18 protein-coding genes and 1 pseudogene are annotated in these 19,758 nt (G+C 66.7%); 13 read left to right on the forward strand and 6 right to left on the reverse strand.

Going from position 1 to position 19,758, the window contains the following annotated elements; genetic code table 11:
- The first annotated feature begins 3 nt into the window (after positions 1-3).
- The 3 genes and pseudogenes from ACOQPI_RS14785 to ACOQPI_RS14795 form a co-directional block, all read left to right on the forward strand.
- Positions 4-1,044: a hypothetical protein gene (locus ACOQPI_RS14785; protein WP_420620385.1), complete on the forward strand. Its 1,041-nt coding sequence runs from the start codon at positions 4-6 to the stop codon at positions 1,042-1,044.
- A gap of 18 nt (positions 1,045-1,062) precedes the next feature.
- On the forward strand, positions 1,063-1,368 hold the full coding sequence (locus tag ACOQPI_RS14790; protein ID WP_420620386.1) for a hypothetical protein: 306 nt from the start codon (positions 1,063-1,065) through the stop codon (positions 1,366-1,368).
- Positions 1,369-1,380: 12 nt separating this feature from the next.
- A pseudogene (locus ACOQPI_RS14795) lies at positions 1,381-1,611 on the forward strand (UGSC family (seleno)protein); the annotation flags it as partial.
- Positions 1,612-1,630: 19 nt separating this feature from the next.
- On the opposite strand, the gene ACOQPI_RS14800 reads toward ACOQPI_RS14795, so the two are convergent.
- Both ACOQPI_RS14800 and ACOQPI_RS14805 read right to left on the reverse strand, forming a co-directional pair.
- Positions 1,631-2,839: a phytanoyl-CoA dioxygenase family protein gene (locus ACOQPI_RS14800; RefSeq protein WP_420620387.1), complete on the reverse strand. Its 1,209-nt coding sequence runs from the start codon at positions 2,837-2,839 to the stop codon at positions 1,631-1,633.
- Positions 2,840-2,884: 45 nt separating this feature from the next.
- Positions 2,885-3,718, reverse strand: a complete 834-nt coding sequence (locus tag ACOQPI_RS14805) for an SDR family NAD(P)-dependent oxidoreductase (RefSeq protein ID WP_420620388.1) — start codon at positions 3,716-3,718, stop codon at positions 2,885-2,887.
- 112 nt (positions 3,719-3,830) lie between these two features.
- Between ACOQPI_RS14805 and ACOQPI_RS14810 the strand changes: the two genes are divergently transcribed.
- The 8 genes from ACOQPI_RS14810 to ACOQPI_RS14845 all read left to right on the forward strand — a co-directional run bounded on the left by ACOQPI_RS14810 (position 3,831) and on the right by ACOQPI_RS14845 (position 12,854).
- Positions 3,831-4,670 carry an SDR family NAD(P)-dependent oxidoreductase gene (locus ACOQPI_RS14810; protein WP_420620389.1) on the forward strand — a complete coding sequence of 280 codons (840 nt, stop codon included), beginning with the start codon at positions 3,831-3,833 and terminating at the stop codon, positions 4,668-4,670.
- Positions 4,667-5,401, forward strand: a complete 735-nt coding sequence (locus tag ACOQPI_RS14815) for an NUDIX hydrolase (protein WP_420620390.1) — start codon at positions 4,667-4,669, stop codon at positions 5,399-5,401. Before ACOQPI_RS14810 ends, ACOQPI_RS14815 begins: the two co-directional genes overlap by 4 nt.
- The gene (locus tag ACOQPI_RS14820) at positions 5,398-6,765 is read left to right on the forward strand and encodes a hypothetical protein (RefSeq protein ID WP_420620391.1); all 1,368 of its coding nucleotides are present in this window, start codon (positions 5,398-5,400) and stop codon (positions 6,763-6,765) included. Before ACOQPI_RS14815 ends, ACOQPI_RS14820 begins: the two co-directional genes overlap by 4 nt.
- 72 nt (positions 6,766-6,837) lie before the next feature.
- Positions 6,838-9,219: an HAD-IC family P-type ATPase gene (locus tag ACOQPI_RS14825; protein ID WP_420620392.1), complete on the forward strand. Its 2,382-nt coding sequence runs from the start codon at positions 6,838-6,840 to the stop codon at positions 9,217-9,219.
- Positions 9,216-10,049: an enoyl-CoA hydratase-related protein gene (locus ACOQPI_RS14830; protein WP_420620393.1), complete on the forward strand. Its 834-nt coding sequence runs from the start codon at positions 9,216-9,218 to the stop codon at positions 10,047-10,049. The genes ACOQPI_RS14825 and ACOQPI_RS14830 overlap by 4 nt, the downstream gene beginning before the upstream one ends.
- Before the next feature lie 28 nt (positions 10,050-10,077).
- On the forward strand, positions 10,078-11,049 hold the full coding sequence (locus ACOQPI_RS14835; RefSeq protein WP_420620394.1) for an LLM class flavin-dependent oxidoreductase: 972 nt from the start codon (positions 10,078-10,080) through the stop codon (positions 11,047-11,049).
- Positions 11,046-11,873 (forward strand): SDR family NAD(P)-dependent oxidoreductase, encoded by an 828-nt coding sequence (locus tag ACOQPI_RS14840; protein WP_420620395.1) that lies wholly within the window; start codon positions 11,046-11,048, stop codon positions 11,871-11,873. The genes ACOQPI_RS14835 and ACOQPI_RS14840 overlap by 4 nt, the downstream gene beginning before the upstream one ends.
- A 39-nt stretch (positions 11,874-11,912) precedes the next feature.
- A complete protein-coding gene (locus ACOQPI_RS14845) occupies positions 11,913-12,854 on the forward strand; it encodes an NADP-dependent oxidoreductase (protein ID WP_420620396.1) in 942 nt (313 codons plus the stop codon).
- Between the two features lie 31 nt (positions 12,855-12,885).
- Here ACOQPI_RS14845 and ACOQPI_RS14850 read toward each other — a convergent pair whose 3' ends face one another.
- Positions 12,886-13,356: a peroxiredoxin gene (locus tag ACOQPI_RS14850; protein WP_420620397.1), complete on the reverse strand. Its 471-nt coding sequence runs from the start codon at positions 13,354-13,356 to the stop codon at positions 12,886-12,888.
- 92 nt (positions 13,357-13,448) lie between these two features.
- On the opposite strand from ACOQPI_RS14850, the gene ACOQPI_RS14855 reads away from it, so the two are divergent.
- On the forward strand, positions 13,449-14,285 hold the full coding sequence (locus ACOQPI_RS14855; RefSeq protein WP_420620398.1) for an SDR family NAD(P)-dependent oxidoreductase: 837 nt from the start codon (positions 13,449-13,451) through the stop codon (positions 14,283-14,285).
- Positions 14,286-14,312: 27 nt separating this feature from the next.
- Here the strand turns inward: ACOQPI_RS14855 and ACOQPI_RS14860 are convergent, their stop codons facing one another.
- The 3 genes from ACOQPI_RS14860 to ACOQPI_RS14870 form a co-directional block, all read right to left on the reverse strand.
- Complete coding sequence (locus tag ACOQPI_RS14860; protein WP_420620399.1) at positions 14,313-14,981, reverse strand: phosphotransferase; 669 nt, start codon at positions 14,979-14,981, stop codon at positions 14,313-14,315.
- A gap of 147 nt (positions 14,982-15,128) precedes the next feature.
- Positions 15,129-16,610, reverse strand: a complete 1,482-nt coding sequence (locus tag ACOQPI_RS14865; RefSeq protein WP_420620400.1) for an aldehyde dehydrogenase family protein — start codon at positions 16,608-16,610, stop codon at positions 15,129-15,131.
- A 49-nt stretch (positions 16,611-16,659) separates the two neighbouring features.
- Entirely contained in the window at positions 16,660-17,880 is a 1,221-nt protein-coding gene (locus ACOQPI_RS14870; protein WP_420620401.1) for an amidohydrolase family protein, read from the reverse strand.
- Positions 17,881-18,006: 126 nt separating this feature from the next.
- Here ACOQPI_RS14870 and ACOQPI_RS14875 point away from each other — a divergent pair, with 126 nt between their 5' ends.
- On the forward strand, positions 18,007-19,725 hold the full coding sequence (locus tag ACOQPI_RS14875; protein ID WP_420620402.1) for an N-acyl-D-amino-acid deacylase family protein: 1,719 nt from the start codon (positions 18,007-18,009) through the stop codon (positions 19,723-19,725).
- Positions 19,726-19,758: the final 33 nt, after the last annotated feature.

Raw genomic sequence — 19,758 nt, forward strand, 5'->3', positions numbered from 1 at the left:
CACATGGGCATGATCACAACTACCGACACCATCGAAGAGTGGGTGGAGCTCGCCCATGCCGAGGGGCTGACCGACGGGTTGCCGGTGTATCCCCCTACCCGAGCGGCAGTTGACGCCTTGGTGGAGGCCACGGGCCGCGATCACGGCCTGCTACTGGGAGCCATACCTCCGAGGGGCGGGGCGGCCACAGTCGAGGTGGTGGCGGCCAACGCGGCCATGGCTGGCTGTCGGCCCGAGCAATTCGAGGTTGTGCTGACCGCCGTCGAGGCAATGCTGGAGGACCGCTTCAACCTGCGGGGGGTGGTCACCACCACCCATCCGTGCTGGCCGTTGGTCATCGTGTCGGGACCAATCGTGGAGCAGCTCGATATGGCCCATACCGAGTCGGTGTTCAGCGGCGGCGGAGCCCACGCCAACGCGGCCATCGGCCGGGCCATAAAGCTGCTGTTGTGGAACGCCGGCGGCGCCACCCCCGGCGAGCCGGTTAAAGAGGTGTTCGGCCACCCCGGCCGCTATGCCTTCTGCGTGGCTGAGTCGCCAGCCAGCCCGTGGCCTCCGCTGCACCAGGCCCGAGGCATCGACACGGCCAGCGGGATCACGGTGTTCGCCTGCGAGTCCCCCACCAGCGTGGCCATGTGGGGGGCCGACGACACCCCCGTCAATCGTCTGGCGCAATTGGCCGACGCCATGGCAATCAAGGGGTGCAACAACACCCACACCATGGGCGAGACCCTGGTAGTGCTCACCCCCAACGAAGCCCGCCACCTGGCCGAGAACGGCTACGACCGGGCCGCAGTGCAAGAGCAACTTTGGCAGCAGGCCCGGCGGCGCATCGGCGACTTACTCTCCCCCGGCGTTCCCCCCTATGCGTGGTGGCCCGACTGGGTGGACACCAGCGATCCCGACACGCTGGTGCCGGTCACCGAGCGGCCCGAGGACATCCACGTGATGGTCACCGGCGCCGAGTCCATCCCCTGGATGGCGGTGTGCGCCGGCTGGGGCAACCTGGGCGGCTACGCGGTGAGCCGAGCGCTGGATGGTTAGAACTGACAGGATTGGAGTGTGAAGTTGGTCGGCGAGCTAGTGGATCCCCGGGGCCAAGTGGGGGTTAACGACGCCGCCCTGGCATCCCGGCGGGGCCACACACAGGGGCCGCTGACCATCGGCTTTTTGGTCAACGAGTACAACCCCTCGTCTGGCCCAGACTTCACCCGCTACACCGAAGTAATGGAGCAGGAGTTCCGACACCGCCTGGACGTGGAAGCGGTGGTCCGCCAGCACAAGCCGGTGCTCAGCCGCCCCGCGGGCGACGACATGCTGGCCTCGTTCCGGGCCTGCGCGGGGGTGGTCAACGGCCTGGCCAAATGAGGTTCATGCACGTCGGGCAGTGTGCTCGACGCCGTGAATCTGGAGAGGCTCGGCATCCCCACCGTAACCGTGGTCACCGAGCCCTTCACCGTGGCCGCCGACACCGTGGCCCGCTCCCTGGGGATGTCCGACGTCCCCCGGGTGGTGATCCCCCACGACTACCTCAGCGAGGACACCGACGCCATCGCCAAGAAACTCGAGCCCTTGCTGGAAGAAATCCTCGACCGGTTGCTGATTCGCTGACCGGCCGCCGGTTCGCCGGCTACGAACTCTGCTCTTGGAATTCCTCGGGGGTTTTGATGCGGCCGCCGTCTTTGAAGAGGATGTCGTTGTAGCCCTGGCCTGGGGGGATGAACTCGGCCCAGATGGGCTTGTGGTAGCCCACATAGATGGTACGGCGGCCGCCGGAGGCGGGGGCGGCAGTGGGAGGCGGGGCGCCGTGCATAGTGTGGCCGTAGTGGACGGTGACATCGCCGGGCGAGGCGTTGATGGCCACCGTGGGCCAGTCATCGCGCACATGACGAGACCGACTGGACGAGTCACTTGAACCAGCCAGGTAATGGAGCTGGCCGTTGGCCTCAGAGCACTCGTCAAGCTGGATGCCGATGCTCACCGTGGGGCAGGTGATGGAGTGCCCGCCGGTGCCGCAGTCCCGGTGCCAGGGCAAGTCGGCCAGGCCCTCCACGATGCTGGGCAGCTTGATGACCACCGAAACACCGTCGCCCCGCTCGGGATAGGAGGCGAAGTCCTCTCCGCCCAGCGCGCCGATGGAGTCCAAACGGTGGTCGCCGATCAGACTGAGCATCAGCTCGCTGCGGTCGTCCATGTGGGTCACCCGGCAGCACACCTCCTCGCCATCGGCGTTGGTGGCCCACCAGGAGCGGTGGTCGTCGGGGGTGGCCGCGCTTCGCTGGCGCTCCACATCGGCCCGCAGGGCGTCGATCTCCTCGGCGCTGAACACACCTCGGATGTGCAGGAACCCGGCCTCGTTGAGGTACCGGCTCATCTCCTCGTGGTCGTCGTCGAGAGTGAAGCTGCGGGCCAGGTCCACTGTGGGTTCCCACCCCTCGTACAGGGGTCGGCCGTGGTACATGGCCAACAGCACCGGCTCGAAGTCCTCAAACAGCCCGAAATCACCCCGAACCATCTCGGCGGCCTCGGAATACAGCAAGCCGACCCAGGTCCACAGCTCGGCTACGTAGTTCGACCAGTTCTGCTCGCTGACCTCAACCACCAGCTCCGCGTCGTCGCCGGGACGGATCTCAACTCCATCGTCGCTCATCACGTATGTCACCGACCGGCCGTCGGTCAGCCGCCAGGCGAAGCTCTTGACTAGGGCGCCGGCGGCGATTTCCGCCGCCAGGGTCCCATTGCCTGCAGCCAGCCGCCGGGGCAGCTCATCGGTGTGGAATTCGTCGAAGTCCAGGGTGTCGAACAGGGGAAGACGAGGAGCGTGATCCACTACAGCCATGACGAGAATTTAGTCCACAGCCGCCGAAGGACCCCGAAGCGCCCGTTAGAACTCCATTCCTGCATAGGGATCGGTGGGGTTGCGGCGGGCCTCGATGTCGGCAAAGCGCACCGCGGCCCCCTCGGGAGTGGTGTCATGGGTGAACACCCAAAAACGGTCCTCGACAATGGCGCTCACCACGTTGGCGGCTACCTCTGAAGGGGCCATGCCCCGGGCGGTGATCATCTCCCGCATGGGGGTCATGATGGCGTTCTGGGTGGCGGTCAGTTCGGCCTCGTAGGGGCGATTGCGCTCCGACTGGAAGATCCTGGTGTTCACCAGATTGGGGCAAAGGCACGACACGCCTACACCCTGGGGATGCACCTCTCGCCATAGCGACTCGCTCAATCCCACCACCGCGTGCTTGGTGGCGCAGTACATGCCCAGAACGCTGTTGGTGACCAGTCCGGCCTCCGAGGCAGTGTTCACGATGTGACCCTCCCCGGCCTCGGCCAGGATCGGCCCGAACGTGATCACTCCGTGAGCCACGCCCATGACGTTGACGCCCACGATCCACTCCCACTCCTCGGCGGTGGTCTCCAGCATTAGCCCGCCAGGCCCTACCCCGGCGTTGTTGCACACCACATGCACCCCGCCGTAGGCCGACAGGGTTTGCTCCGCCAGGTCGTTCACCGAGGCGGCATCGCTCACGTCGCACAGCACGCCCAGCACGTCTGCACCCGCGGATTCAAGCTGGGAGGCCGATGCCGCCAGCACTTCCTCTTCCACGTCGGCCATCACCACCTGCATGCCCTCGGCGACAAACCGCTCCGTCATGGCGAACCCGATCCCGCTGGCCGCCCCCGTTACCACCGCAACCTTGCCGTTGAGTTCCTTCATGGCCTCGACCTTTCTCCTGCGCCTGTGAAGCCTCATATTGCCAGGGATAATTCGCAGTTGGTGATTTCTGTGTGACTCAGCAGACAGGGCGGCAAGCCGTAGGGTGAAGGGGATGGTTGAGCCTGTTGTCGATCTCTCCGGTGTCGCTGTGATCGTGGCAGGAGCTGGAGGAGGAGGCATCGGCACTTGTTCTTGCGAGGCTGCTCTGGCGGCCGGGGCCGAGGTCATAGCGGTGGAGCGGTCTCCAGAAGAGCTCGACAAACTCGACTTGCTTCCCCGCCCGGTGGTCAAGGTCCAAGCCGACCTCACCGATCCCGATGCCCCGGCGGCCGTCGTGGAGGCCGCGCTCAACGCCCACGGCCGCATTGACGGACTGATCAACGTGGCCGGTGGCACCGGCATAGACGACTTCGGCCCCCTGGTGGACATCGACCGCCAGGGCTGGGACCGGGTCATGGCCAACAACCTTCGCTATGTGACCTTCCTCAACCGCGAGGTGGCCCGAGCCATGATCGCCGACGGCGGAGGCGGAGCCATGGTCAACGTCTCCTCTGTGAGCAGCCTGGCCTCCCAGCCCTTCCTGGCCGCCTACGGGGCGGCCAAGGCGGGGCTCAACTCGCTCACCCGCACCATGGCTGTGGAGTGGGGCGGCCACGGCATCCGGGTCAACGCCGTCGCCCCCGGTACCATCACCACCCCCCGGGCGGGCGACCATGAGTCGCTTGATGCGGCCAAGCGGGCTATCCCCTTGGGACGTCGGGGCCATCCCGCCGAAATTGCCGCCGCCGCGGTGTTCCTGCTCAGCCCCCAAGCCAGCTACATCACCGGGCAGGTGCTGGCCGTGGACGGCGGTATGTCGGTGAAACTGGCCATGCTGGGCGACGACAACGCCCCGGTATTCGTCACCGACCCCGAGGTCCGGGCCCGGATGATGGGATCTGACCACCAATGACCGACGACAGCAGCAGCAAACGCCATCGGTTTTCCGACTGGGCCGGCCAAGACGACGATGCCCCCGAGCTGGTGGCGGCGGCCACGGTGGTGCTTCTGCGCGATGCCCCCGGAGGACTGGAAACCCTGATGATGCGGCGCAGCTCCAAGCTCAGCTTCGTCGGCGGGATGTGGGTATTTCCCGGCGGCCGAGTCGACGACGACGACTATCCCGCTGAACGGCCCGACGATGTCTACGCCGCCAGCCAGGTTGCGGCGGTGCGAGAGGCCGCGGAGGAGGCCGACCTGGTTATCGCCATCGAAGCTCTGGTGCCCTACTCCCACTGGGTGCCCCCCACCACCATAAACAAGCGATTCGCCACTTGGTTCTTCCTCGCCCCTGCCCCCACCGGCTCCGTCACCGTGGACGGCGGCGAGATCAAAGAGCACGCTTGGTGGCGTCCGGACGACACCCTGGCCCGCCATGCCGCCGGTGAGATCGACATGGTCCCGCCCACCTTCATCACCCTGATGGAGTTGGCCGAACACTCCACCGTCGACCACGCACTGGCCGCCGCCCGGGGCCGGGCCGACGACATCCCCCACTACGAAACGCACATCGCCCTCGACGGCAAAGTCCCGGTGTCGCTGTGGCACGGGGACGCCGGATACGACACCCATGACGCTGATGCGCCCGGCCCCCGGCACCGCCTCACCCTTCACGAGGGCGGCTGGCGGTTCGAGCGGACATGACCCGAGGCAACTCCCGCCGAATCGCGGCCACCAAATGGGCGGTGGCCATGATCACCCTGGTAATCGTGGCTCCCATCACCGCCTGCGGGTCCAGCACCTCCCCTCAGACCAACCCCTCCGCCACGCCAGCTCTCTCCCAACCCCCGGCCGCCGCCACCCCGACTCCAAATTTGGCTCCGGTGACCTATGTCGATCCCGTCTACCAGCCCGACGGCAACCGTCTAGCTGACGGCTCCGGCCTGGGCACCGGGTTCATCCAGCAAATCACCACCAAGGACATCAACCTGGATGACATCCCGACCTGGGTCACCGGCACCAGCACCCCCGACGGAGATGTCTGGGTGGTGGCCTTGGCCGACGGAACGGTATACGGCTATCAGATCCCCATTGGGGGCCAGCCCTCCCCCCTCGAGATCCCCGGTGGTCGGCTGGCCCCCGGTCAGCCCCCGGTGCTGGCCGTGCAGGGTAACTCGGTGCGCCTGGCCACCACCCCGGCCAACGCTTCACCCAACAGCGTGCCCGTGTATCTGACTGGCAATCGGGCTGCCTACGTAGACAACCTTCAGCGGCTCACCGTGCTGGAGCCCGACGGCACGCTGTGGCGGCCTGACCTGAAAGTGCTTCCCGACACCCGGGTCATCCAGATAAGCCCCGAAAAGGTGATGGTGCTGGCCGGACCCACCGACCGCTTCCCCCATTCGGCATTGGGCGACAACCTGGAGGCCACCTCCGTGGTAGTGGTCACCGTTGGAGTGAACGAAGTGGAAACCGTCTACCGGTCTGAGGACGACGTGATTGAGTCGGTGGCCCCCCTGTTGGCCGATGTCGACGGCGACGGCATCAACGACGTGGTGCTTACCCTAAGCAACGACCGCGAGGTTTGGATCGTGGTGGCATCGAGCACCGGCGGCGGCGTGGTGGCGATCAGCGACCCGGTGGACCGATTGCTGGGCTGGCGCCACTTGGTGGCGGTGGGACCGCTCGGCCCCAGCGGACAAACCGAGATCGCCGAAGTCCTCTACCCCGACGCCCAAGGATCGCTGAGATTCTTGAGCTTGAGCGGGAGCAAATTGGGGGTTGCTGCGACACGGACGGGCTACCGGTCCCACGAATTCGGCACCCGGAACTTCGAGCAGGCCGTGGCCGCCGACGTCGACCGGGACGGCCGAGTCGAGGTGATTCTCCCCACGCTCGACCGACAGCACATCGCCGGGGTCCTCCATGGCCCCGACGGGGCGGTGGACATGTGGAGCCGCCCGCTCGGGGGCATGCTGGCCACCAACATCGCAGTGCTCACCCGCCCCGACGGCACCCTGTCGGTGGCCGCTGCCACGGTTGAGGGCTCGCTTCGCATCTGGCAGTGATCAGTTGGGCTGCCGGCCTGGCCGATGGCCAATCCTCTTGTTTCGATTCCCAGCCGGTAACTTCGGAGCCTGATGGCTCCTGACACCGCCGCAGCCTCGGCCACCGAAATCGACCCGACGCGGGGACTGTCGGCCGAGCAGGTGGCCGAACGGGTGGCCGCCGAACGCACCAATCAAGTGCCTGACGCCCCGGTGCGCACGCTGCCCCAGATTCTGCGGGCCAACGTGTTCTCCCCGGTGAACGGGATCATGCTGGCCCTGTTCGCCGCCATCTTGGTGGCCGGGTTCCCCCGAGACGGGCTGTTCGTGGGGGTGGTGGTGTCCAACGCCGTCATCGGAGTGGCCCAGGAGATCCGGGCGAAGCGCGAGCTGGACAAGCTGGCGGTGCTCAGCGCCCCCAAAGCCCGGGTGGTGCGCGACGCCGAGGTCACCGAGGTCGGCGTCAGCGAAGTAGTAGCCGACGAAGTGCTAGAGCTGACCCCCGGCGACCAAGTAGTGGTGGACGGCGTCGTGCTCACCACCTCCGGCCTGGAGGCCGACGAGTCGCTGCTCACCGGAGAAGCCGATCCCATCGAGAAGGAGCCCGGCGACGAGTTGCTGTCGGGCAGCTTTGTGGCCGCAGGCAGCGGCCGCTACCAGGCCACCCGCATCGGCGCGGAGTCGTACGCCAGCTCGCTGTCGGAGGAGGCCAAACGGTTCACCCTGGTCAACAGCGAGCTACGCCGAGGCATCGACACCGTGCTGCGCTGGCTGATCATCATCATTCCGCCCGCTTCTGCCCTGCTCATCCTGGTGCTGCTCGACACCGAGGACCGCTGGCAGAACGCGCTTCAGGGCACGGTGGCCGCCGCGGTGGCCATGGTCCCCGACGGGCTGGTGCTGCTCACCAGCCTCTCCTTTGTGGCTGGGGTGGTCGCTCTGGCCCGCCGCCGGGCGCTGGCCAAAGAGCTGGCCACCGTGGAATTGCTGGCCCGCACCGACGTGCTGTGCTTGGACAAGACCGGCACCATCACCACCGGGCACATCAGCTTCGGCGATGTGGAAGCGCTGCCCGGTGTCGATCCCGCCTTGGTGGCCACCGCCTTAGGGGCCATGGCCCACGCCGACGAGGCCCCCAATGCCACAATGCTGGCGGTGCGAGACGCCTATCCCGCGCCCGACGACAGTGACGGCGACACTGGTGGCTGGACACCGGTGGGAACCACCCCCTTCTCCAGCGCCCGCAAGTGGTCGGCTATGGAGTTCCGCAGCCACGGCGCCTTCTATTTCGGGGCCCCCGACGTAATCGCCGGCGACCTCCCCGCCGTGATGGACCAGGTGGCGGTCCACGCCGAAGCAGGACGGCGCACTTTGCTTTTGGCCCGAAGCCCTGAGCCGCTGGCCGATGAGACCCTGCCCGAGAGCCGGACACCGCTGGCCCTGATCTTGCTGGAGGACACCATCCGCCCCGATGCCCCCGAGATCCTGGCCTTCTTCCGGGAGCAAGGAGTGAACCTCAAAGTGATCTCCGGCGACCACACCGCCACGGTGGCCGCGGTGGCCCAGCGGGCCGGCATCCCCAACGCCCACAACCACATGGACGCTCGGGAGTTGCCCGAAGACACCGACGAGATGGCCGCCGCCCTGGCCGACAATGCGGTGTTCGGCCGGGTCACCCCCCAGCAGAAACAGGCCATGGTGGGAGCGCTCCAGTCGAGGGGCCATACCGTGGCCATGACCGGCGACGGCGTGAACGACGTGCTGGCCCTGAAGAACGCCGACATGGGCATCGCCATGGGCAGCGGCTCGGCCTCCACCCGGGCGGTGGCCCAACTGGTGCTGCTCGACAACTCGTTCGCCACCCTGCCCGAGGTGCTGGCCCAGGGGCGCAAGGTGATTAACAACGTGGAGCGGGTGGCCAACTTGTTCGTGACCAAGGCGGCCTACGCCGTGCTGCTCACCGTGCTGGTGGGCATCTTCACCGTGGAATACCCGTTCCTCCCGCGCCATCTCACCCTGGTGGGCACCTTCTCCATCGGCGTGCCCGGGCTGTTCTTGGCCTTGGCCCCCAGCACCGAGCTGATCCGTCCTGGATTCTTGGCCCGGGTGCTGCGGTTCTCCGTCCCCGCCGGGGTGCTGGCCGCGGTGGCATCGTTCTTCGTCTACGAGATTGCCCGCCGCCACGACGAAGTCACCCTGCCGGAGGCGCGCACCGTGGCCACGTTCACCCTGCTGGGAGTGGGCCTGGTGATATTGGTGGTGATCAGCCGGCCGCTGCGGCCGTGGAAGGTCGGCCTGGCCGCGGCCATGGGCGGGTCGTATCTGATCGTGATGGTGTGGCCATGGGCGCGGAATTTCTTCGAGCTGGACGTGCCCCCGGCATGGATGTGGATTCCGACCATCGCAGCGGTGGTGATCGCCGGCGCGGGCGTGGTCACCATCCCCCGGGCCTTGAGGAGATACCAGGACCAGTGACTGACCACTACCAAGACATCGCCTATTCGGTGGACGACCGGGTGGCGGTGATCACGCTGAACCGTCCCGAGAAGCTCAACGCCTTCAGCACGCTGATGGGCACCGAGCTTGCCGACGCCCTGCGCCGCAGCGATGGCGACGAGGAGGTGCGGGCGGTGGTTATGACCGGCGCCGGCCGCGCGTTCTGCGCAGGGGCCGACTTTTCCGGCGGGCCGGGAGTGTTCGGTACCCCCAGCCCCGACAGCTTCCGCTCTGACGCCCTGGAGTTCCACCCCTGGGACGTGCGCAAGCCGGTCATCGCCGCCATCAACGGCCATGCAGTGGGCCTGGGCATGACTATGGCCCTTCAATGCGATATCCGCTACATCGCCGCCGACGCCCGCTGGGGCATTGTGCAGAACCGCCGAGGAGTGCTTCCCGACTTCCGGTCCCACTGGACCCTGCCCCGCACCGTGGGGCACGCCAAGGCATTGGAGATTCTGCTCACCGGCAAGATGTACACCGGCGAAGAGGCTGCCCAAATGGGCCTGGCCACCGCCGCCCTGCCTGCCGATGAGGTATTGCCCACCGCCTTGGAGACCGCCAGAGACATCGCCGTCAACGTGGCCCCGGTGTCTGTCGCCCTCAGCAAGCGCCTGCTGTGGGCTACCTCACCTGGGGACCAAGGGGTGATCAACGAGTTGGAGCGCCGCATCCACCTCCACGTCATGGGCCAACCCGACGCCACCGAGGGGGTCATGGCCTTTCTGGAGAAGCGCGCCCCGCAATGGTCGCTCACCCTGGCCGACCACTGGCCCGACTGGATGCCCCCCGCCACCCAAGACGAGTAGAGCAGCGCAAGATCAGTAGGGTCGGGCCATGCGCATCGGCATCTACATGGACCTGCGGAACCCACCCGACTGGCAAAAGCCCTGGCCCGACTTCTACCGGCAGTCGCTGGAACTGGCCGTCCAAGCCGAGGAGTGGGGGGCCGACTCGGTGTGGCTCAGCGAGCACCACTTCTTCGAAGACGGCTATCTGCCCCAGCCCCTTACCTTCGCCGCCGCGGTGGCGGCCCGCACCGAGCGCGTCAGGATCGGAACCGCGGTGTTGCTGGCTCCGCTTCGTCTCGCTCCGCAGATCGCCGAGGAGGCCGCGGTGGCCGACCAGATCAGCAACGGCCGGATCGACCTGGGGCTGGGCGCGGGCTACGTGTACGACGAGTTCGAGGCCTACGGGGCCGATCTGTCCAAGCGCTACACCACCACCGACCAGCGGGTGCGGGAGGTGCGGGAGTTGATGGACGGCGGCGTCGTCACCCCGCCGGCGGTGCAGAACCCCTTCCCCATCTGGTTGGGCTACAACGGGCCTCAAGGCGCCCGCCGAGCCGGACGTCTGGGCTGCGGCCTGCTGTCGATCAACCCGACCTCGCTAGAGCCGTATGCCGAGGGCCTGACCGAGGGGGGTCACGACCCGGGCATCGCCCAGATGGCCGGGGTGGTGAGCATGGTGGTGGCCGACGACCCCGAGGAAGCCTACGAGCGCATCCTCCCCCACCTGGCCTGGCAGCTCAACACCTACCGGGCCGCGGGGGCATCGGGCACCGGCAGGACTCCCAGCCCCCTCACGGTGGAGAAGCTGCGGGAGCGGCGCAGCACCATGGGGGTCATCTCCCCGATGGAGGTGTTTACCCCCCACGAGGCCATAGCCCATTTGGGCCGCTTGTCGGAGGGCATCCCCATGGTGGAGGCCTACTGCTGGACCAGCATCGCCGGCATGCCCGACGACTTGGCCCATCGCCATACCGAACTGCTGTGTACTGCGGTGCGCGAAGGAGTAGCCGACCTATGAGCAACCCGTCTGAGAATCTGCCGCTGGCCGGTATGGCCGCCCTGGTCACCGGGGGTGCCGGCGGCATCGGCCGATCCACCGCCCGGCTTCTGGTGGCGGATGGCGCCCATGTGGTGATCGCCAGCCGCAACGCGGGCCATCTCCAAGAGGTTTCCGACGAGCTCGGACCGCTGGCCGCAGAAGCAGGCGGCTCGATCCGCTGGACGGCCTGCGACGCCACCGACAGCGATCAAGTCCTGGCTGCGGTGGCGCTGGCTGCCGAGCCCACCGGGCGGCTCGACATGGCGGTTTCGGTCCCCGGCGGGGGTGCTATGGCCGCGGTGCTCGACTACGAGCCCGAGCAAGTGGCGGAGACGGTCAGCTTCAACGTGGTGGTGCCGTTCATCATGATCAAGCACGCCGGAAAGCACATGGCCGACGCCGGAGGCGGCGCCATCGTGGCGGTGTCGTCCACCGCGGCCATCCAGTCGTGCCGCTTCTTGGCCCCATACTGCGCGGGCAAAGCTGGCGTGGACGCCCTGGTTCGGGTGGCCGCAGACGAGTTGGGCGGCCTCGGCGTCCGGGTCAACGCGGTGCGCCCAGGGCTGACCGCAACCGACACTACCCAGGGTCTGGTGAACAACGATTCGGTAGTGGCCCAGTACCTCGACCAGCAGCCCCTCCAGCGCATCGGCCGCCCCGACGACATTGCCGGGGCCATCCGCTATCTGGCCGGCCCGGAGTCGAGCTTCACCACCGGCCAGTTCATCACCGTTGACGGGGGCCACACTCTGCGCTCGTTCGTGGACTTCACCGACGTGGTGGCCGCCCGCGCCCAGAGCTGAGCACAGGCGGTCAGCCAGGAGCCGGGTAGCCTGTCGGCCATGCGAGCAGTTGGAGTCATAGAGTACGGCGGGCCGGAGGCCCTGGAGGTTGTGGAGTTGCCCACGCCGGAGGCCGGTCCCGGCCAGGTGAGGATTCGGGTGCGGGCAACCGCGGTCAGCCCCACCGACACCCATGTGAGGGCCGGCACTCGGGCCGAGCAGCAGGCCAAGACCGGTCCGCCGCCTTATATCCCGGGCATGGACGTGGCCGGAGTTCTGGACCAGATCGGAGATGGCGCCCAGACCGACCTACTAGTGGGCGATCATGTGATGGCCATGGTGGTGCCCATGGGATCGCACGGGGCCTACTCCGAATATGTGGTGCTGTCGGCGGAATCTGTGGCCCGGATGCCAGCTGGCTCATCGTTCGCCGAGGCCAGCACCCTGCCCATGAACGGCCTCACCGCCCGGCTCAGCCTCGACCAGCTCAACCTCCAGCCCGGGCAGACGCTGGCGGTCACCGGGGCGGCCGGGTGCTACGGCGGCTACATGGTGGAGCTGGCCAAGGCCGACGGCCTGCGGGTGATCGCCGACTCCTCCGAGGCCGACGAGGAGTTGGTGGCCTCCTTCGGCGCCGACGTGATTGTGCGCCGGGGCGACGACGTGGCCGACCGCATCCGAGAGCACGCCCCCGACGGCGTGGACGGCCTGGCCGATGGGTCGGTGCAGATGGAGCCGCTGGTGGCCGCGGTGCGCGACGGCGGAGGCTTCGCCTCGGTGCGGGGATGGCCGGGCAACGAAGAGCGAGGCATCCAGTTTCACATCACCTGGGTGTTCGCATACGACAAGGACTACGCCCGCCTCGACCGCCTTCGCCAACAGGCCGAAGACGGCCAGGTGTCCCTGCGGGTGGCCGGCACCGTTCCCATGGAGAACGCCTCAGAGGCTCACGCCCGCTTGGAGGCCGGGGGCACTCGAGGCCGCTGGGTCATCGAGTTCTAGCTGGCCCCTCGGAGCCCTTGGCGTTAAGCCCTTAGCTCAGCGCCTTGATGTCGCCGATAATCACGGCGGCGTGCTCAGCCAAGTCCTGACCCTCAAGGTCATAGGCCTTGGCCACCATGCCGTCGGGTGAGATCAGGTAGCTGATCCGCCGGGGCAGCCCATATTCAAAGTAAGGCTCGCCCTCAGCCCTCTCGGCGTCATAGGCCCGCCCGACAGCCCGGTCGGGGTCGGAGATCAGCGCGAACGGGAAGCTCTCGCCATCCACAAAGCCCTTCTGGTCCTCCACGGAGTCGAACGATGCCCCCACCACTACGGCGTTCAGGGCCTCAAACTCAGAGATTCGATCACGGAATCCCTGTCCCTGAACCGTTCAACCCTTGGTAGAAGCCTTCGGATACCACCAAAACGCCACCCAATTCCCCCGCAGATCAGCCAGCGACAGATCGTTCCCATCCTGATCCGGCGCAGTGAACTCTGGAGCCTTCGTTCCTTCACTCAACATGAGTGGCGACCCTAGTACCGGCGGCCAGAGACCGGGCAGTTGGAAGCGCCTCACTGCGAAGTGTGAATGCCTGTGACCTTAGGATGCTGGCCATGAAGCGATTCGAGGGCAAAAATGCCATCGTCACAGGAGCCAGCCGGGGCATCGGCAGGGGCATCGCCAAGCGACTGGCTGCCGAAGGGGCCAATGTGGCCATCACCGCCCGAACACTGGATTCCCATCCCACCCTGTCCGGGTCGCTCAACGAGACCCTGGCCGAGCTCAACGCCCATTCCGGCACCCACATCGCCATCCAGGCCGACTTGGCCGATGCCGAAAGCCGAGCGACCATCGTGCACCAGGCTCGAGAGGCGCTGGGACCAATCGACATTCTGGTCAACAACGCCGCCGCGGCCATTTACCAGCCCATGGTTGGCTATCCGCTGAAGCGGCGCCGCCTCATGCTGGAGATCAACCTGCTGGGTCCCCACGACCTGATCGACGCGGTGCTGCCCGACATGGAAGCCTCCGGAGAGGGCTGGATCGTGAATCTCTCCAGCGCCACCGCCAACCTGGCCGTCGGCCCGCCGTTCCCCTCTGATGGCGTGAAAGGCGTGTTCGGGTTCTACGGCACTACCAAAGCGGCCCTGAACCGCATGACCAGCGCACTGGCCGTGGAACTGCACCCCCGCAACATCCGCATCAACACCATCGAGCCCCAAGCCGCGGTGTTGTCCGAGGGGGCCGATGAATTGGTAGGGAACATTCTCCGCCCCGACCAGATTGAGTCAATGGAGGCCATGGTGGAAGCAGCAGTGGCCCTCTGCGACTGCCCCATCGACCGCTGCGGCGAGATCCTGTCAAGCCTCTCGCTGCTCGACGAACTAGGCCTCACCGTCATGACCCTCGACGCCACCACCCCCTACCCCGGCGGCCACCGCCCGATTTAGAAAAAGCTCAAACCCCCGGATGGGTCCTTAGCGGAGGGCAGTAGCGAAATTGTGGTGGTTGTCGTTCCACCAGCGGTGTCGGCGGTGGTAGCGCTCGGGGCCGTCGGTCTGGTTCCACATTTCGACGAAGTTGGGGTCACCGGAATCCACTCTGCGGCGGACGAACTCCTCGCCGCGGGTGAGGGCGAGGTCGATGGTGCTCAGCAGTTCCTTACGTCCGTCTCGGCCTAGACCGTAGGCATCGGCAACCAGCCGCAGCCGCGCTGGCCGATCAGCCGGCTGCCACCCGAGGCGGGCTTGGTCGAAGTCGTTCTCTATCGGCACACACAACCGGGCCAGTTGGGCCAAGTCGAAGACAGGGCGTCCAGGAGCCGCGAACTCAAAGTCGAGCAAGGCAATGGCGACGCCATCGCGAAATACAACGTTCTCCGGGCACACGTCGTTGTGACATACCACCGTCCCGCCCGCCGGGTCCGCCAAGCTGTCGTTCCAAGTGAAATCCGTAGGGTCGAAGCCCTTGGCGGAGTCGTGAAAGCCGCGCAGTAGTTCGGCCATGGATGCCAAAGCGATATCCGACTGGCTCCACCCCTGATATGGCGGTATCGGAACTTCGCCTTCGATAAACACGAGCCGTTCGCGGCCATCGCCATCAATGCCAACCGGTTCGGGAACGCCCTCAAATCCGGTACGTCTCACCGCGCGAAGAAAAGCGTGAATCGAACCTGAGTGAGGGTTTGACGGGCGAAGAACATGCGGACCGACCCGGACTACCTGCCCAGCGTTCGCAATCCCCCCGCCAAGGGGCTCCTCAACCACGCCAATCAGTGTGCCATCGAAGAGAAGCTAGCTAGACACCCAGCTGAGGGCTTGGAGTTCGCTGTAGGCGTGGAGGCCGAAGACGCCTCGGTCGCGGCCGATGCCGCTCATCTTGAAGCCGCCGAAGGGGGCGTGGACGTGGGGGGCCAGTGAGTTGATGCCGACGTTGCCCGATTGGATGCGCTGGCCGATCTCGAAGGCTCGGGCGGGGCTGTCGGCGAACACGTAGCTGAACAGGCCGTAGCGGCTGCTGTTAGCCAGCTCCACCGCGTGGTCGTCGCCGTCGTGGGGCATCACCGCCACCACCGGCCCGAAGATCTCCTCGGTCACCACCCGCATGTCTGGCTCGCAGTCAGCCAGCAAGGTTGGGGCCACAAAGTAGCCGGGCAAGTCCGGTCGCGACCCGCCGCACAACATAGCGGCCCCGTCGGCCACACCGCTGGCGATGAAGTGCTCCACCCGGTTGCGGTGGCGCTCGGTGATGACCGGGCCGACGATCGTCTCCCGGTCGAGCGCGTCGCCCACCTTGAGCATCCCCGCTACCGCGGTCAGCTTGTCCACCAGCTCGTCGTAGCGGGAGCGGTGGACGATAACCCGGGTGGGCGCGGTGCAGATCTGCCCGCTGTGGAGCCCCCATACCGAGGCGATGGCCCCCACCGCGGCGTCCACGTTGCAGTCGTCGGTGAGCACGCAGGCCCCCTTGCCGCCCAGCTCCATGAGCAGGCGCTTCATGGTGGCTGCTCCGGCCCTCATGATCTTGACCCCCACCGCGGACGAACCGGTGAAGCTCACCATGTTCACGTCGGGCGATCCCACGAGTCCGGCTCCCGCCGCGGCCCCCGAACCGGTGATGATGTTGACCACGCCGGGGGGAAATCCGGCCTCCTCGATGATCTCCACCACCTTGATCATGGCCAGAGGATCCTGAGGCGCCGGCTTGATCACCACCGTGTTGCCCATAGCCAGCGCCGGGGCGACCTTGCCCGACACGTTGACCAGCGGGAAGTTGTACGAGGTGATGCAGGCCACCACCCCCACCGGCTGGCGGATGACATGGGCTCCGGCCAAGCCCCCCGGCCCCAGAGGGTTGGCCTCCACCGGGTACGGCGCCATTGACTCGTCCAGGTCCACCGGAATCTCGTACTGGCGGAACCGGTCACCGCACGCGGGTAGCTGCACCGCCTCGGTGATGTTGATGGTGGCCCCGGTCTCCCCCTGAAGCAGCCCGGTCAGGGCACCGATCCGCTCATCGATCAGGTCAGCGGCCCGGCCCAAGAGGGCACACCGCTCGGCCATCGGCGTGTCCCGCCAGCCCGGCAGGGCCGCCTTGGCCGCGGCGGCAGCGTCGTTCACCTGGGAGACGGACGCCTCGGGAGCATGGCCGATCACCTGGGTGGTGTTGGGATCGACGATCTCGTAGGTGCCCACCTCCGGGGTCACCCAGTCGCCTCCGATTAGCAGGCGATACTCCTCGTCGACGTTCAGCGGTTCCATTTCGGCCAGTGCCATGGACTCTCCCCCTTGCCGGAATGCTCGCAACCCCAAACGAGTGGCTTGGCTACGCGGCGATTCCGTACTTCTCCAGGCTGTACAGCTCGATGGCGTTGCCCCGCAGCAGCTTGTAGGCCTCCTCATCATCGAGTCCGGCCTGGGTCACGATCCTGGTGGCGATTTCTTTGGTGTGGGGGAACGTGGAGTCGGCATGGGGATAGTCCACCTCGAAGGTGATCTGGTCCATGCCGATCAGGTCGCGGTTCCGCAGTCCCACCTCGTCGTCGAACATGCAGCCCCACACGTGGCCCGCGATGTAAGAAGACGGCGGGTTGGGCAGGTTCACGCCGAACTCTCCATCGTCATCGTTGATCCGCTCTTCCCACAGCTTGTCCATGCGCTCGATCACATAGGGCATCCACCCCACCTGGCCCTCGCTGTAGGCCACCCGCAGGCCGGGATACCGCTCGAACACCCCGGAGAGGATGTAGTCGCACATCGAGCCCATGGCGTTGCTGAAGGTGATGGTGGAGCTGACCGCGAACGGCGCGTCGGGCGACGTGGTCGGCATCTTCGAGGAGGAGCCGATGTGCATGTTCACCACCGTCCCGGTCTCCTCGCAGGCGGCGAAGAACGGCTCCCAGAACCCGCTGGGGTCGTGGATCGACGGCAAGCCCAAGTGATAGGGGTTCTCGGAGAATGCCACCGCGAAGCTGCTCTTGTCGGCGCAGCGGTGGATCTCCTGGGCGGCCAGGTGGGCGTCCCATAGCGGGATGATGGTCAGCGGGATCAGCTTCCCCTTGCCGTCCCCGGCACACCACTCGTCGATCATCCAGTCGTTGTAGGCCTTGACGCACAAAAGGGCCAGCTCCTTGTCCTCCCGCTCGTGGAAGGTCTGGCCGCAGAACCGGGGCAGCACGTTGGGAAAGCAGATCGACGCCTCCACGTGGTTGGCCTCCATGTCCTCGAGGCGCTCTTTCTGCTTCCAGCACCCCGGCAGGATCTCGTCGAATGTCACCGGGGTATTGGTGAGCGGTTCAAACCCGATGGCCGCCGAGAGCTTGGGGAAGGGGTAGATCAGATCGTCGTAGAGCCACCAGTCGCCCCATGTGCCGTCGGGCGACCCCTTCTCGTAGCTGAACACCCCGCCTTCGAAGTGGAACGTGGCCTTGTCGCGCTCAACCCGAGGGCAGCGGTCGTGGTACTTGCGGGGAAGCCGCTCGGTCCACAAGTCGGGCGGCTCGACCACGTGGTCGTCCACGGAGATAATGCGGGGGATCTCAGCCATGGGCAGGAAGCTTACCGATGCTTCAGCCCAAGCCATTCACTCAACGCCCGGTTCTTCGCCAACGAACCCAGGCATCGCCTAGATTATTGGCCGAGCGTGCGAACCAGCGCGCACAAGGGGCGAACCATGTTTGACACCATCATCAAGGGCGGAGACATTGTCGACGGCACCGGCAGCCCTCGCTATCGAGGCGACCTGGGCCTGCAAGGAGGTCGAATTTCCGCAATCGGCGATCTGAGCGCGGCAGAGGCGGCCAATACGGTGGACGCATCTGGCAAGGCGGTGTGCCCCGGCTTCATCGACGTGCATACCCATCTCGACGCCCAGGTGTTCTGGGACACCACGCTGAGCCCGTCGCCCTTGCACGGGGTAACCAGCGTGATCGGGGGCAACTGCGGGTTCACCATCGCGCCGCTCACCGATGATCCCGCCGACGGTGAGTATCTGATGCAGATGCTGGCCCGGGTGGAGGGCATGCCCCTGGAGTCGCTCCAAGTCGGCGTGCCCTGGAATTGGCGCTCCACCGCCGAGTACTTCGACGCCTTCGACGGCACCCTGTCGATCAACACCGCCTTCAAGGTGGGCCACTCTGCGCTGCGCCGGGTGGTCATGGGGCCGGAATGCGTCAAGCGGGAGGCCACCCCCGAGGAGCTGGCGCAGATGCAGGATCTGCTCCGGGCCGGTTTGGAGGCCGGCGCGCTGGGATTCTCCTCCTCCTACGCCCGCACCCACAACGACCCGTTCGGCAACATGGTGCCCAGCCGCTACGCCAGCCGAGAGGAGCTGGTGGAGCTGGCCCGGGTGTGCTCGGAGTACCCGGGCACCTCGTTGGAGCTGATTCCCTGTGTCGGCCCGTTCGACGATGCCGCCATCAACCTGATGACCGACATGTCGGTGGCCGCCCAGACCCAGCTCAACTGGAACGTGATGACCGTGGCTAAGGGCAACTTGGACGAGTGCTACGCCAAGCTGGAGGCCAGCGATCATGCCAAGGCCAACGGCGGCAAGGTTGTGGCCCTCACCGTGCCCATGGCCTTCTCGGTTCGCCTCAGCATGGCCGGCGGCTTCGTGCTCGACGCCCTGCCCGACTGGGAGGGCGCCATGCTCGCCCCGCCCGCCGAGAAGATGGCGCTGTTGGCCGACCAGGCCGAGCGCGATCGCCTCGACGAGCTGGCCCAGCAGCCCGGACCGCTCAAGGGATTGGCCGACTGGTCCACCAAGATCATCTTCGACACGTTCGCCCCCGAGAACGAGCAGTACCGGGGCCGCACCGTGGGCCAGATCGCCGAGGACGAAGGCAAGAAGCCGTTCGATGCCCTGTGCGACATCGTGGTGGCCGACGAGCTGAAGACCTCCTTCGGCACCCCGCCGCCGGTATCCTCCAACGGGGACTGGAAGGCCCGCATGGAGATCTGGCGGGACGGCCGGGCAGTGATCGGCGCCTCCGACGCCGGAGCCCACCTCGACCTGTTCATGACGGCCAACTACGCCACGTCCATGCTCGGCCAGTGCATGCGAGAGCGGGAGCTCATCCCCATGGAAGAGGCCATCCATTTGATGACCGACGTGCAGGCCCAGCTGTACGGCCTCAAGGAGCGGGGCCAGCTCCAAGAGGGTTGGCACGGCGACGTGGTGGTGATCGACGAGTCCCAGGTGGGGGCCAAGCCCCTCACCGTGGTGGCCGACCTGCCCGCCGGCGCCCCCCGCCTGTACGGAGAGGCCGACGGCATCGACCACGTGTTCTGCAACGGCGAGGAGATTGCTCGAGATGGGCAGTTCACCGACGCCCGGCCCGGCAAGCACCTCCGCAGCGGAACAGATACCGAGCGGGTAGACCTCTCCTAGACTCCAGACTTCCCCTCCCGATAGGCCCCAGGG

It is taken from the genome of Candidatus Poriferisocius sp., assembly GCF_965219815.1.
In the GTDB taxonomy this organism is placed as follows: Bacteria; Actinomycetota; Acidimicrobiia; order Acidimicrobiales; family Bin134; genus Poriferisocius.